Genomic DNA, 15,412 nt, shown 5'->3' with positions numbered 1-15,412 from the left:
TTTCGGCGGCCGCCTGGCCGCCTCTTTTCGTTTGGTAATGCCTAATCAAGCTGGACCGGATTCTGCTGGATCCGGTCCAGCTTGATTAGGCATTACCTTAAGTTTCTCTCACGGCTTTCCAGATCGTCTTTCGTCGCGAGGATGGCGTGGGTCCCCTGTGCCACCGCACGTGCGATGGTGGCGCGTAGACCGCTGTCGCCCTCAGATCGGGCCTTCTCCAGCCAACGCAGCGGCGAGCCGCCGCGATGGATGCGCATCCGTCGCCGGCGCCGCGCGTCAGAACTTCAGGGAGAACTGCGCCGACACGGCATTCTGGCTGGCGGTGGTGGCGAGTTGGCCGGAATAATTCACCTGGATGGTCGCGAGATCCGACAGGGCATAAGCCAGGCCCGCCCCGACCAGCATCGTGTCCTCGGCGATGGGCACGCCCTGCACCTGGAATGGCGTCGCGCCGCCCAGGAACCGTGTGGCGGCGGTGGGCGTGGTGTCGCCAAAGGCGTGCTGCCAGCCCAGCGTGGCGCTGGGGGTCAGCGCCCGCCCGCCCAGCAGGAAGCTGGTGGCCGCTCGCACGCCCAGAGTGCTGTAGAGCGTGCTCATGCCCTGGACATTCACCCCGAGCCCGGCGCTGCCATAGCCTGTCTCCGTGGCACTGCCGCTGGAGAGGTTCACATAGGCCAGCCCGGCGAAGGGCTCCAACTCATAGGCGCCGAACGCCATGCGGTAGCCCGCCTCGCCGAACAGCTGAGTGGTGCCCAGCGAGTAGCCGCTGCTTTGCGCACTGGAGAAGCCGGAGAAGAGGACGCTCCGGTCCGCCTGAATGTCGTGCCAGCTATATGAGGCGCCGCCCCGCAGGCCCAGCGCGCCGAACTGCCCGCCGAGATAGAGGCCGACCGTGTAATTGTCGATGGTGCCGGTGGACGAGCGGGCATTCACATCGACCTTGGTCTGGCTGAAGCCCCCCACGATGCCGGCGCGCACATTCGGTGCCACCGCCACGTCGAGACCGGCGAGGAAGCCCCCCACGGAGGAGGCGATGGTGGCGGCATTGCCATTGCCGAAGGCGTTGCCCCAGGCCCCATAGCCCTGCGCCCAGAGAGTGGGCGTCAGGTCCTGGCTCAGCGCCGCCGTCGCCTGCCCGGTCGCTTTCGCGGCGGCGGACAGCGCGTCGGCGTCTCCTCCCGTCACGGACTGGCGCAGGCGCGCACCCACGGCATCGCGCACATAGATGCTCTCCTGCTGGATGACCGTGCTCACCGAGGGATAAATCTCGCCACTCAGCTGATCGAAGGCGGGGGCCACGGCGCCTTGTGGCAGGGCAAACAGGGCCTGGTACACCGGGCTCGCATCCCCCAGCGCCTGCGCCGCCACGGCCACATTGGCCTGGTTCGGCGTCCGCGCGTAATCGGAGAACCGGATGCCGTTGTAAACGTAGTTCAGATAGACATTCTGCTGGTCGTAGGTGAGCGACGGCGTCAGGAAGGCATAGTTCGACGTCACGGCGCCGAACGTGCCAATCACCGTGCCGGAGGTGGTGATAATCGTCACCTGGCCGGACCGCGGATAAACGCCTGCGGTTGCGTTCACCGCCACGGTGGCCCCGGAAGACAGGGTCACATTGCCGGAGGCGATGATCAGGTCGTGGGCGCCTTCCGGCGTCAGGTCCACCGCATAGACGGAGCCGGCATTGAACGTCACCGCGCCGTTGACGGTAAGCGTTCCGGGCGAATAGCCCGGCGACGCCGTGCCGCCGGAATTGACCGTGAGGCCGCCGATGGTCGCGGTGCCACCGAGAACGCCGCCGTTATTGACCGTGAAGGGCGAACTGGTGGTCGTCCCCGCGACCAGCCTCACCGTGCTGTCGTCCACGCCCACCGCGCCGGTATAGGGCGCGGAGAACTGCACGGTGCCGCCCCCGAGGAAGGTGACGCTACCCGTGCCGGTGATGGAGCCGGTGAAGGTGTAGGTGTCGGCCCGGTTGAACACCAGGCTCGCATTGTTGACGATGTTGCTCAGCAGCGAGCCGGTCGTGCCGCCATTGCCGATCTGCAGCGTGCCGGCGGAGATGGTGGTCGTGCCCGTATAGGTGTTCGTGCCGGTGAGGACGAGCGTGCCGCCGCCGGTCTTGTCGAGGGCGCCGCTGCCGGAGATTACGCCGGAGACATTCACCGTCTGGCCCGCATCCACCGAGATGGCGGCGTTGGTCGTCGCGGTTCCCGCATTGGAGAGAACCACATTGTTGCCAAAGGTGAAGCTGCTGCTGCCCCGCAGGGTGCCGCCCCGGTTGATGGTCAACCCACCGGAGCCGAGCGCCTGCGCCGAGGAAGCGCGGAGCGTGCCCGCGCCGATCGTGGTGCCGCCGGAATAGGTGTTGGTGCCCGTGAGGCTCAGTTCACCGCTGCCCAGCTTGGTCAGCGTGCCGGTGCCGGAGATCGCGCCCGCGAAGCTCGTGGCGTCCGAGCGGTTGAAGACGAGCGCGGCATTGTTCACCACATCGCCCAGGATGGAGCCCGTAGTGGCGCCGGCGCCGATCTGCAGCGTGCCGGCGGAGATGGTGGTCCCACCCGTGTAGGTATTCGCGCCGGACAGGATGAGGGTGCCAAGATCCGTCTTGACGATCCCGGTGGTACCGGTCAGCGCGCTGGCGATGGTGGCGGTCATCGCCGCACCCGCGCCGGTGCCGTCGCCGACCCGCAGCGTCGCCGGGCCGCTGCCGGTGAGCACGATGGGGGCTCCCGAGACGATATAGCCGCTGGTCGCGAACTGCATCCCCGAGGCCGACACCGGGCCGTTGCTCGCGTCCACGTCCACGGCGCCCGCCGTGCCCTGGAACACCGCAAAACTACCGTTCCAGTTCTGCGCGATGGTGCCGGAACCGTTGATCCAGTTGGTCTGGTTCGACGCTGTCCACGTGCCCGCGCCGCCCACGATGCTCCCGGTCGGCGTGGTGTTCGCGCCGTTCCAGAACAGCAGGGCATTGTTGGGCGATTCCACCAGCAGGTTCACCTGCCCCGCCACCGCTGTCTGCACGCCGCCGAGCAGACCGCCGGAGAGGGCGCCCACATCGAGGCCGTTGTCCGTGAGGGTGCCGGTATAGCTCGCGAGGCGATAGATGCCGATGCCGAAGCCCGGCGCCTGGGTCACGTTCAGCGTGCCGTCCAGCGTCACGTTGCCGTTCACCGTGAACAGGCCGCTCCCCGAAGGCGCACCCAGCGTCACGTTCATGTTCGCACCCGACGCCAGGGTGAGCCCACCCATGGTCAGGCCCGTGGGCTGCGTGCCCGATAGCGTGCCGCCGGAGAGGACATTGACCGTCCCGCTCACGCTCCCGGTGCCCGACAGGGTGGCAGCGGCCGCCACGCTGACATCGCCGCCGACGCTTCCCATCAGCGCCAGGGCGCCGGAGCTGATCTGCGCGGTGCCCGTGAAGGTGTTCGTGCCACTCAGGGTCAGTGTGCCCGTGCCGGTCTTCGTCAGCCCGCCCGTGCCGCTCAGCACGCCCGAATAGGTGGTGGAGCTGTTGTCCCCGCCGACGGACAGCGTGGTGGCATTCAGCTGCACATTGCCCGCGCCGCTCAACCCGCCGAGGATCTTCGTCCCGGTCATCTGCAGGTCGAGGGTAGCCCCGCTCGCCACCGAGACGGCGGTGCCGTCCGCAAGCGCGGCGTTGCCCTGCGCAACCAGTGTCCCGGCAGAAACCGTCGTCTGGCCGCTATAGCTGTTGGTGCCGCCGAGCGTCAGCGTGCCCGTCCCGACCTTGGTGAGGCCGCCGGTGCCGCTGAGGGTGCCGGTGAAGGTGGAGCTGGTATTGTCGCCACCGGCCGTCAGGGTCTGGCTGCCCAGCGCGACGGTGCCCGCGCCGGCGAGCGATCCCACGGTCTCGTTCGCGTCCAGGAGCGAGAGCGTGGCGGCCGAGGCCACGGTGAGGCGCGCGCCGTCCGCCAGCGAAGCGCCGCCGCTGATCGCCAGCGTGCCGCCCGCAACGGTGGTGGCGCCCGTGAAGCTGTTGCTGCCCGACAGGGTGAGTGCGCCCGCGCCCTGCTTGGTCAGCGTGCCGGTGCCGGAGATGGCGCCAGCGAAGCTCGTCGCGTCGGAGCGGTTGAAGACGAGCGCGGCATTGTTCACCACCGTGCCGGCCAGCGTGCCGGAGGTGCCGCCATCGCCCACCTGCAGCGTGCCGCCGGAGATGGTCGTGGTGCCCGTATAGGTGTTGTTCCCCGTGAGGGTGAGAGTGCCCGATCCGGTCTGGGTGAAGCCGCCATTCCCAGAGATCACGCCACCGAAACTCACCGCATCGCTGCGGTTGAAGGCGAGCGTCGCGCCGGACGCGACCGCGACGTCGCCGAGAATGCTGCCGGCGCTTCCGCCATTGCCAATCTGCAGCGTGCCGGCCGAGACGGTGGTGTTGCCGGTATAGGTATTGGTCCCGGTCAGGATGAGGGTGCCGAGGTCCGTCTTCTCAAGACCCGTGGTGCCGTCGATCACCGAGCCTAGGGTCGCCACATAGGAGGCGCCGAGCCCGGTGCCGTCGCCCACCCGGACCTGCGTCTGGCCGCTGGTGGCGGCAAGCACAATGGTGCCCGCCCCCAGCGAATAACCATCCACCATGAACTGCATGCCCGTGGTGGACACCGTTCCCGAGACGCTCACATTTCCGGGGGTGCCGGAGAATACCGCGAACTCGCTGTTCCACGGAACCGACTGGTTGAGCCCAGCCGTCAGCCAATTGGCCGGAGAGACACTGGACGACCAGGTGCCGCTGCCGCCATGGACCGTCCCGTCCGGCGTTGTGGTGGTGCCGTTCCAGTACCGCAGGCTGCCGTTGAGGACGGACAGGTTCACGTGGTTCGGGACCACGTCCACGCTATAAGCAAATTGCGACGGCACGGTGCCGATAGCGAGCCCGTTGTCCGCGACCAAGGTCGTGTAGTCGATCAGGCGATACACGCCGAGCGCCATGCTGCCGGTATTGCTGATGTTCAGCACGCCATCCAGCGTGAGGTTGGTGGCCTGCAACACCGCGACGCCCGTGTTGGCACCGAGATTCACATTGATATTGGCGCTATTCGACAGCGTAAGCCCGCTCATGGAGAGGCCATAGAGACCGGGCGTGCCGGTGGCCGCGGCACGGATCGTGCCTCCATTCTGCACGGTTACCGCGCCGTTCAGCACGGCGCCGGCGGTGCCGCCGGTCTCGCCCTGCAGCGTGGCGCCGGACCCGACCACGACGTTGCTCGCCAGCGTCGCACCACTAAGGATTTCCAGCGTTCCGCCGGCAACCGACGTCCCGCCCGCCGCGCTGTTCGATCCGGTGAGCGTGAGCTTGCCGGAGCCCATCTGCACCAGGCTGCCGCTGCCCGTGATCGCGCCGCTGGCGACGATATCGTCGGAGCGGTTGAAGGCCACCGTTCCACTATTGGCGATGGCGCCGACGATGGAGCCGGTCGTGCCGCCAGCGCCGATCTGCAGCGTGCCGGAAGAGACGGTGGTTCCGCCCGTATAGGTGTTCGCGCCCGTCAGGATCAGCCCGCCGCTGCCGGCCTGGGTGACAGAGCCGCTGCCGGACACCACGGCTGCGAAGGTCAGGTCGTTGGAACGGTTGAAGACGAGGGCGCCGTCATCCGCGATGTTGCCGGCCACCGAGCCGGTGCTGCCGCCATTGCCGATCTGGAGCGTACCCGCCGCGATGCTCGTCCCGCCCGTATAGGTGCCCACCCCCGAGAAGATCAGGGTGCCGGCGCCGGTCTTGGACAGTCCGTCCGTGCCGGTGAGGTTCGATGCGATGGTGGCCGAGGCACCGCTCTCCACATAGATCGCGGGCTTGGTGCCGGCCGAGAAGGCGGAAAGACCGATCGATCCGCCCGTGACGGTATAACCGGACACCATGAATTCGAGGCCCGCCACCTGGGGCGAGGTGCCTCCGCTCAGGGTGACGGTGCCAGCGGTGCCGCCGAACACCGCGAGGCCACCTTGGCCCCAGGCATCCGCGCTGGAGCCATCCGTGTTGGTCCAGTTGGTGGTGCCTGCGGCGACGTTCCACGTGCCACTGCCGCCGACCACGGCGGAGCCCCCGGCGGTGGTCGTGGTGCCGTTCCACCACTGACCGGCCGCGACCACGAGGTTCACCTGCCCAAGGGTGGCGGTGTCAATCCTGTAGAGGCTGTGGGTGGGCGCCGTTCCGATGGCAAGGCCGTTATCGGTGAAGCTGCTGCCATAATTGATCAGGCGATAAGTGCCGGTGGAAAAGCCGTTCCCCGCCGTGATGTTGAGCGTGCCATCCAGCGTCAGGCTGCCGCCCAGTCCCACCGCTGCCGTGGTGGTGGGCGTGCCGGCGGTAAACGCGAGCGTCGAGGCGGAGCCGAGGCTCAGAGCGCCGGCGGTAAACAGGTTGCCGCTCGCCACGGCCAGCGTGCCGCCGTTCGCAATGGTGACGGTTCCGCCGACAATCCCGGTGGTGCTGCCGCGCAGCGTGGCGCCGGATGCAACGTTGACACTCCCCGCGAGGCTTCCCGTGAGGGCGAGCGTGCCAGCCGAGACGGTCGTCAGCCCGGTCGTCGCGTTGGAGCCGGAGAGGGTCAGGGTGCCGGTGCCTGTCTTCTCCAACGTGCCGGCACCGGAAATGCTGCCCGCATAGGTGGTATCGCTGGACAGGTTGAAGACCAGCGCAGCATTGTTGACGATGTTGCCGGCCACCGAGCCGGTACTGCCGCCGTTGCCGATCTGAAGCGTGCCGGCGGTGATGGTCGTGCCGCCCGTGATGCTCGATGTGCCGGTCAGGATGAGCGTGCCGGCGCCGGTCTTTTCAAGCCCGTCACTGCCGGTGAGCTGTGAGGCGATCGTGGCCGACAGGCCGGTGTCCACCAGAATGGCGGGTGTCGCTCCCGTGGCGAAGGCAGAAAGGCCAATCTGGCCGCCGGTGACGGTGTAGCCATCGGTGAGGAACCGCAGGCCCGCCACTTGCGGGGCGGTGGGGCCGCTCACGGTCACGGTGCCCGCGGCGCCGCCGAACAGCGCCAGTCCGCCCTGCCCCCACGCGTCGGCGCTGGAGCCGGTCGTGTTGGTCCAGTTGGTGGTGGCGGCTGCCACATCCCACGTCCCGTTCCCGCCCGCCACGGAGGAACCGCCGGCGGTCGTCACCGCCCCGTTCCACCACTGCCCGACCGCAACGAGCAGGTTCACCTGGCCGATGGTGGCAGTGTTGAGATAGTACAGGCTGTCCGAGGAGGTGCTGCCCAGCGCCAGGCCGTTATTGGTGAGGGCGCCGCCATAGGTGATGACGCGATAGGTGCCGCTGCCAAAGCCGGTGCCTGCGCTGACGTTCAGCGTGCCCCCGAGCACGAGGCCGCCGGTGACGCTCACCGCCGCAGTGGTCGTGGGAGTGTTGGCCGTTAAATTGATGATTGAGCCGGACGCGAGCGACAGCCCCGCGACGGTAAACAGGTTGCCGCTCGTGGCCGTCAGCGTGGCGCCGTTCTCGATGGTGAGCGTGCCGCCGATGAGGCCGGTGCTTGTGCTGGCGAAGGTGGCGCCGGAATTGACGGTGACACTGCCGGCCATCCCGCCCGTGAGCGCCAGCGTGCCGGCTGAAACGGTGGTGAGCCCGGTCATTGAGTTGTTGCCGGTCAGCGTGAGCTTGCCGCTCCCTGCCTTCTGCAGGGTGCCCGTGCCGGAAATGCCCCCCGAATAGGTGAGGTCGTCGGAGCGATTGAAGATCAGCGCGGCATTGTTGGTGATGTTGCCCGTGATCGAACCGGTGGTACCCCCGTCGCCGATCTGGAGCGTGCCGGCGGAAATGGTGGTGCCGCCGGCGTAGCTGCTGGCGCCCGTCAGGGTAAAGGTGCCCGTCCCGGTCTTGACCAGGCCGATGCTGTTTCCTCCGGAGGCAGACAGAGTGCCGGAGAAGGTGGTGCTGGTGTTGTTCCCGCCGGCGGTGAGGACACGGCTGCCGCCCGTCGCGGTCACGCTGCCAGCGCCGCTCAGCGCGCCGATGGTCTCGGAGGCCTGCAGCGTAAGGGTGGCACCGGTCCCCACGGTCACGTTGGCGGTGTTGGCGATGGCAGATCCACCGGTCACGGTCACCGTGCCGCCGGAAATCTGAAGGCCGCCGGTGAAGGTGTTGGCCCCAGCCAGCGTGAGCGTGCCGGTTCCTACCTTGGTGAGGCTCCCGCTTCCGGTGATCGCACCGGAGAATGTGCCGCTACCGTCCCCAAGACCGATGGTGAGTGCGGTCGTGCCCAACTGCAGATATGCGGTGCCGGTCCCTCCGACCCCGTCATTGAGCATCTTGATGCTCTTGCTGCCGCCGCCACTGAGGGTCAGTTGCGTGCCGGCGCTGAGATTGACGGAGGAAGCCGAGGCGATCGATCCCGTCGTGTTCACCAGCAGGGTGCCGCTCTCAAGGTTGAGCGCCCCCGTGAACGTGTTCGCGCCGCCGAGCGTCAGCGTGCCGGTGCCGGTCTTGGTCAGGCCGCCGGCACCGGAGATCACGCCGGAATAGGTGGTGGATGTGTTTATGCCGCCCAGCGTCAGCTGGCCAGAAATCGCCACCGTTCCGGCACCTGCCAGCGAGCCGATGGTTTCCGCCGCCGAGATCGTGAGGCTCGCGGAATTGCCCATGAGCACTGCGCTGGTATCACCAATGGCGGACCCGCCGGAAGCGACCAGGGCGCCGTTGAGGTTGGTGGTCCCGCCCGTGTAGGTGTTATTGCCGGAGAGGGTCAGCGATCCGGTCCCGCCAACGGTCAGGTCGCCGTCGCCGGAAATGTTGCCCGACAGGGTCTGCGCCGCCGAGGATGCGTAGTTGAAGCTGGTGCCGGAAGCGATGGAGATGTTGCCGGCATAGGTGCCGCTGCCGAGAGAGCCGGCCCCACCGACCGTGAGCGTACCGGCCGTAATGGTCGTGTTGCCCGTATAGGTATTGGCACCGTAAAGGCTCAGTGCACCGTCGCCGATCTTTTCCAGGCCGTTGCTGCCCGCCAGCGGCGCGGAAATGGTGGCCGAAGCGCTGCTCCCGACAACATTCACCTGCGGCATGGTGGAGCCGTTCACCAGCGTCAGCTCGCTGCCGGTGATCGTGTAGCCCGACGTGTCGAACTCCAGCCCCTTGGCGGAAACGGCGCCGGATGCGGCGCTTACCGTCACCGTCCCGGCGGTGCCCGCAAATATGGCGGTCAGGGACGGGTCCGACACCACGCGGGAGGTGCCGGCAGAGTTGGTCCAGTTGGTTACGCCGCTCGAAGCGGCCGTCCAGGTGCCGGTTCCGCCCGCGACCGGGCCCGAGCTGCCGCCAGTGGTGCTGCCGTTCCAGTAAATGACGGTCGGCGCACCACCGGTGACCAGCAACAGCACCTGACCTGCGGTGCTGGACGTATCGACGCTGAACTGGAACGCCGACGGCGTGGTGCCCAGCGTCAGCCCGGGACCCGAAAGCGTGCCCGAATAGCTGAGGAGTGTATAGCTCCCCGCCGCCATGGTGCCGGCGTCGGTGATGTTCAGGGTGCTGCCAAGCACAGCGGACCCTGCCGCCACGGATATCAGGGACTGGGTCGTCGGCGCACCGAGGGTGATGGTGAGCGTGCTGCCGGTATTGAGGTTAAGATTGCCGCTGGTGATGCTGAGAGCAGGCCCGCCACTCACCGCTGTCAGGGAGAGAGTGGCACCGCTCGTCACGGTGACCCCGTTGGTGACGGTCGCCGTTCGCCCGCCATTGGCCAGAGTGCCGCCGCTGTTGACACCCACCGAGCCGAGCAGGGTTCCGGCTGTGCTCGCATTGCCGAGCTGAAGGGTGCCGGCGGCGACGGTCCAGGTCGCGGGCAAGGCGGTCCCGCCAGTGGTCGACGCGCCGGTCATGATCCAGGTGCCGGTGGTGTCAACGGTAAATTCGGTGAAACCACGGAAGATCGTGGCGGCCGAGGAGCCGGCGCCCAGATCGATCTGGCCGACATCGAACACGCCGCCAGCGCCGCCGAACGTCATCTTGTTGGTGGTGCTATCCGCCGGGGTCGCTACCACGTCTCCGATGATGGTCGCATAGGTCGAGCCCGACGTGCCCCCGCTTCCGAGGAGTACCAGCGTGTTGGTGGCGGGCGTACCATCGAAATTCTCAATGAAGATCGCGTTGGCCCGCGCCGACCGGTCCGACATTCCGTTGCCACCGAGGCCACCGGAAATCGTGCTCCCGGCGCCCAGGGTGATGGTGACGGACGGCGCACCGTGGCTCTCGATCCCGTAGCCGCCCGTCGCAGCACTGTCGCTGCCCGATGCATTGCCGCCGATAACCTGTCCGGACAGCAGCGTGATGTCCGAGGTGGCATAATCCAGGTAGATACCGGAGCCACCCGTCGTGTAGGCGCTGCCCGTGACGGCGCCAGCATCGCCGCCCCGAACGATGGCGTTGTTCTGGATCGTCAGCGACAAAGACGGAGTGGCGTAGATACCAATGCCGCCGTAGCCGCCGCTGACGCTGGCGGCCCCGGAATTACCGCCGGTCACATTGGCATTGACAGTAACGGTACTGGCTCCATTCAACCTCAGGCCATAGCCGCCGCTGCCAGCCGACGCCGACGAGCTGGCGCCGGTGCTGCCGCCGGTGCCGCCCGTGACCGCCGCATTGATCATGCCGGTGAATGCGAGGGCAGAAATACCATCACCCCCGGCGCCGCCTCCGACGTCCCCCGCACCAGATGACCCGGCGCCACCGCTCACCATTGCATTCAGCGTCAGGTCCAGCGTGTCCGCTAGAATGCCGTTACCGCCATTGCCGGTATTGCTGTTCGTCTTGGTTGAGGTGCCGCCAGCTCCGCCCTGCACCTGGCCATTGATGGTTGCGCGACTATTCGTGCCGGTTGCGAACTCGATGCCGTTGCCGCCAGCCCTGCCATTGCTGCCCGCGCCGCCCTGTCCGCCGGTGATGAGCAGACTGTTTGAAGAGGTGAAGGTGATATCCTGGCCAAAGTAGAGGCCGTCGCCACCCGTCCCGCCTTCGCCGCCATTCTGCGCCGAGGAGCCGGAGCCGCCGGCGCCACCCACACCGCCGGTGAGGGTGAAAGTGGCCGAAGACCAGTTGAGCACGCCTGAGCTATTGCCGGTGATGACCACCGCCGTGCCGCCGGCACCGCCGCCACCGCCATTGTTGCTGCCGGATGAGCCCGCCGCGCCGTTGCCACCGGTCAGGCTGTTCGTGACACCACTACCGCTGCCCACATAAGCGTGAGTGCCGCCGGCGCCACCGGCACCGTTCGTGCCGTTGGCGGCGCCGCCAGCGCCCCCGGTGAGGCCAGCGCCACCACCGCCAGCACCGCCACCGCTACCGATGGACGTCGCAGCGGTGCCTGTTCCGCCGGTACCACCGGCATCATAATTGTCGAGTCCCCCGGGGGATCCGCTGTTGCCTCCGCCGTTGCCGCCGCCACCTGCGAATGCGGGCGGCGCCAGAAGGACAAGGGCGAGGAAGGGAATCAGCGCTGAGGAGCGCAAGAGGCGCTTGCGGAGCAGGGGCTGCCGGAACGACTCACCCTGCGAACGAAACATGGTTTCCGCAATCCGCGCCGACATAATCCCCACCCACCACTCAAAAACCAAGCGGCCCCAACGACCGCTCCCCGCCTAACCGCCAGCAGGTTTCCGCCGGCGACCGGGACTCACCTCGCGCGGCAAAATTCGCGAAGCATCGGCTACCACCTGAAACACAAGCGCTTTATAAGACACAAGAACGATATGGAAAACAGGCGCACCCGCAATTTTGTGCAAAACAGTTCGCGATCAATCGCTTAAACAGGCAGCAAGCGATGATCCTGTGTGCACCGATATGATTGGGGCGCGCCCCCTTGGAGCCGGCTCCTGTCCTGCGACTGCGGGATAGTTTGCCATTAAGCTGACGTGAAGGCGTCGAGGACGAGTTCCGTCGCGCGCGTGGCTGGAACTATCGTCGGGGCCTGATCTGCTTGGCTCAATGGGATCCTCGGGCGGAGGGTACGTTCAGCGGGCAATGACGGCCCCGCGCGGGCCGCGAAGGGGGTGGTCTTGCCGATACGCGGGAAGATTTCGCGCGCAGTTCCGGAAGCAGCGGCTGGAATTGCAGCATGAAGCGTTCGATGCCGGCACGGTTGAAGGCGTGTATGCGCTCAGCCACCTGATCGCCACTGCCCACGAGACCGGCCGCCTTGCCGCGATGGTGCCGAGGCTGGGCGACTTGGCGGTGGTCTTAAGCATCACCACCTTGTCGTCGATATTGGCCTTCTGCGCGGCCCGGATCTGGGTATCCTTCGCGGCAAGCTCGGCCAGATGCCCATAATAACCCTGCGCTTCCTTCTCGGTCTCGTAGGGCGATGAAGGGGGCGGCCAGGCCGAAGGCGAGCGGCTCTCTCTTGCGTGGCCGGCGGCGCAGGTCGGCGATCTGGGCCTCGTCCGCCAACGGCTGGCCGTTGATGAACATGCGTCTCCATAATCCGCCGCCAGCGCGAGGGTGGCGGCGAGGCAATAGCCGTTCACGGGGGCGGCTGCGGGATAGTGGTACGTCGGATGGATCAGGCCGCCACCGCATAGAGCGCGGTTTCCTCATCGATGATGGGCGCCATCGCTTCTCCCAGCGCCAGCAGCCGGGCGTCACCATAGCGTGGGGCGACGATCTGCACGCCCACCGGCAGGCCCGTGGGGCCCGTGGTGCAGGGGATCCCGAGGCAGGGCACGTGAAGGAGCGTCCACATCGCGTTAAAGATGTGATTGCCGGTGTTGTACGTGCCTTCCGGCGCCTCTCCCGGGGCGGCGGGGGTGAGCACCACGTCGAAATCGGCATAGAGCGCCTCGAAGGCCCTGCGGCATCCCGCGGCCAGATTGTAGGCCGCGAGCAGGTTCTCGGGCGTTATCTCGAGTTTATTGTTCACCCGGTCATGAAAGTCCACGTGCAGCCGTTCGCCGAACTCCAACGCGACGTCCAGGAACGAGGCGCGCCCCTCCGCCATCATGATGGTGTTCTGGGCTTCGAACATGCCGTCGAAGGCGGGCGGGAGGGTGAGATCGATGAGCTTCGCTCCGGCCTTCTCAAGCCGTTTGCTGGCGATCTCCAAAGCTGCGGCGCCGGCCGGTTCGATCTGATCCCAGAACGGCGTCCGGCAGATGGCAACCCTCAGCCCGGCGACGCTGGGAATGCCGATCTCGCCCACGTCGTGCAGGCGGAAGGCGGAGCCCACAAGGGCCAGATCTGCGACCGAGCGGCCATACCAGCCGATGGTGTCCAGCATGTTGGCATACTGCTTGGCGCCCTCCCGGCTGACGGTGCCCCAGGTTGGCTTCATCCCATAGATGCCATTGAAGGATGCCGGGCGGATGTGCGAGCCGCCGGTCTGGGTGCCGAAGGCCAGCTGCACCTGCCGGTCGCCCACCGCGGCGCCCGAGCCGGAGGACGAGCCGCCCGGCGTGTGGGCGGGGTTCTTCGGGTTGCGGGTGGCGGCGCGGCGGCCGGCCGCGGCGAATTCCACCGTGTCTGTCTTGCCGAGGATCACGGCGCCGGAATAGCGCGCCACCGCCACGCAGGCGGCGTCGCGGGCCGGACGATAGTCCTGGAACACCGGGGAGTTGTAGGTGGTGGGCATGTCGGCGGTGTCGATCATGTCCTTCACGCCGATGGGCAGGCCGTGCAGAGGCCCCATGGGCGGGCGCTTGTCCAGTTCCCGGGCGGTGGCGATCGCCTTGGCTTTATCCAGATAGAGCCAGGCCTTCACGACCGGGTCGCGCGCCTCGATGCGGGCGATGCAGGAGCGGAGCAGCGCTTCGCTGGTGAGTGTGCCGGCCCGTATGGCAGAGGCCGCCTCGGCGGCGGTCAGGAAACAGGGTTCCATGGGTATTCCCTTTCCGATGTGCGCGAATGTTCAGGCGGCGGCGAGCAGGGTGGCGCGGGTGTCGGCGAAATCGTCCAGCACCGGCTGAAGAGACTGCGCGACGGCCAGGAGGCGGGCGTCGGAGAGACGGCCACCGACCAACTGGACGCCCACGGGCAGGCCGATGTCGCCCAGCACTGAGGGGATGGCCACGCAGGGCGTGTGCAGCAGGGTCCACAGGCCGTTGAAGATCCAGTCGCCCACCGTGTGGAGACCCTTCGGGGCCTCGCCCGTGGCAGCCGGCGCGAGCACTGCGTCATAACCCGCTGCGATGGCATCGAATTCCATGCGGCAGGTGTCGGCGAGGTCATAGGCCGCGACGAGCGTCTCGGGCGTCACGCCGCGCCCGTTCTCGACGGTGAGCTTCAGTTCGGGGTGGAGACGACCGCCCTGTCGCAGATATTCGTCATAGAGCGCGACGCGCCCGTCTCCGAACATGATCATCGTGTGGGCTTCGGCTATGTCCGCGAAATGCGCCGGGAGCGCGATTTCCTCGACGATGACGCCCGCCCGCTGCAGCCGCTCGACGGCCACGGCCATGGCTTTGCGGGCGCCGGTCTCGGCGCGCGACCAATAGGGCGTCTCGCAATAGCCGATCTTCAGTCCCTTCACGCCCCGGGCGGCGAGGCTCTCCATGCCCGGCAGGCGGAAGGCCTGCGCGCCGAGGATCAGATCGTCCACGCTGCGGCCATACCAGCCCACCGTGTCGAGGATGGCGGATATCATGTGCACGCCTTCGCGGCTCACCGTGCCCCAACTGGGCTTGATGGCATAGATGCCGTTGAAGGAGGCGGGGCGAATGTGGGAGCCGGCGGTCTGGGTGCCGAAGGCGCACTGCACCTGATAGTCGCCCACCGCCGCTCCGGAGCCGGAGGAGGAGCCGCCGGGCGTGTGGGCGAGATTGTAGGGGTTGCGGCTCGCGGCCTTGCGGGAGTTGAAGGCGAATTCCACCGTGTCGGTCTTGCCGAGGATCACGGCGCCGGCCTGGCGGACAATGTTTACGCAGGCCGCATCCCGCGTCGGCCGGTGGTCCTGCCATTCCTGGGAATTGTACGTGGTCGGCATATCCGCCGTGTCCATGATGTCCTTCACGCCGAAGGGGATGCCGTGGAGCGGCCCCGCGGGCGGGCGCTTGTCCAGCTCGCGCGCCTGCCGGATGGCCAGGTCCGGGTCCACATGGAGCCATGCCTTTACGGCAGGGTCGCGCGCCCCGATGCGCTCGAGGCAGGAGCGGATCAAAGCCTCGCTGGTCAGCGTGCCGGCCTTGATCCGGGCGGCGGCCTGCGCGGCGGTGAGGAAGCAGGGGGCGGTCGTGCTCATTTGGTGCCTCGCGGGGCCGTCATGGTGAAGAGATGGGCGGGTTCGTCTTCCTTCGAGGGCTGGCGCGGCAGGGCGAGGCCCGCCGCGCGCACGGTCTGTGCGAGCTCGGCAAGGCGCGCGAACTGGTCATCCGGCAGATCCTTCAGCCCGTGTCGCGCGGCATAGAGGCGGATTCCTTCAAGGGTCGGCGTCTGGAGGTCTGACATGGGTCGCTCCCGGGT

5 protein-coding genes are annotated in these 15,412 nt (G+C 67.5%); all 5 read right to left on the bottom strand.

Annotation, left to right across the window (positions count from 1 at the left end; genetic code table 11):
* Window positions 1-276: 276 nt before the first annotated feature.
* On the bottom strand, window positions 277-11,526 hold the full coding sequence (locus AZC_RS25525) for an autotransporter-associated beta strand repeat-containing protein (RefSeq protein ID WP_193760045.1): 11,250 nt from the start codon (window positions 11,524-11,526) through the stop codon (window positions 277-279).
* Window positions 11,527-11,973: 447 nt separating this feature from the next.
* Window positions 11,974-12,486, bottom strand: a complete 513-nt coding sequence (locus tag AZC_RS25520) for a hypothetical protein (protein ID WP_148209846.1) — start codon at window positions 12,484-12,486, stop codon at window positions 11,974-11,976.
* A gap of 35 nt (window positions 12,487-12,521) precedes the next feature.
* Window positions 12,522-13,832, bottom strand: coding sequence for an amidase (locus AZC_RS13625; protein WP_012171158.1), 1,311 nt, complete (start codon window positions 13,830-13,832; stop codon window positions 12,522-12,524).
* Between the two features lie 30 nt (window positions 13,833-13,862).
* Window positions 13,863-15,191: an amidase gene (locus AZC_RS13620; protein WP_012171157.1), complete on the bottom strand. Its 1,329-nt coding sequence runs from the start codon at window positions 15,189-15,191 to the stop codon at window positions 13,863-13,865.
* The gene (locus AZC_RS13615; RefSeq protein WP_043879352.1) at window positions 15,188-15,397 is read right to left on the bottom strand and encodes a hypothetical protein; all 210 of its coding nucleotides are present in this window, start codon (window positions 15,395-15,397) and stop codon (window positions 15,188-15,190) included. Before AZC_RS13615 ends, AZC_RS13620 begins: the two co-directional genes overlap by 4 nt.
* Window positions 15,398-15,412 lie beyond the last annotated feature (15 nt).

It is taken from the genome of Azorhizobium caulinodans ORS 571, assembly GCF_000010525.1.
Classification (GTDB): domain Bacteria; phylum Pseudomonadota; class Alphaproteobacteria; order Rhizobiales; family Xanthobacteraceae; genus Azorhizobium; species Azorhizobium caulinodans.
The sequence above is the reverse complement of the archived record's forward strand: the minus strand, read 5'-3'. Positions and strand labels throughout refer to the sequence as shown.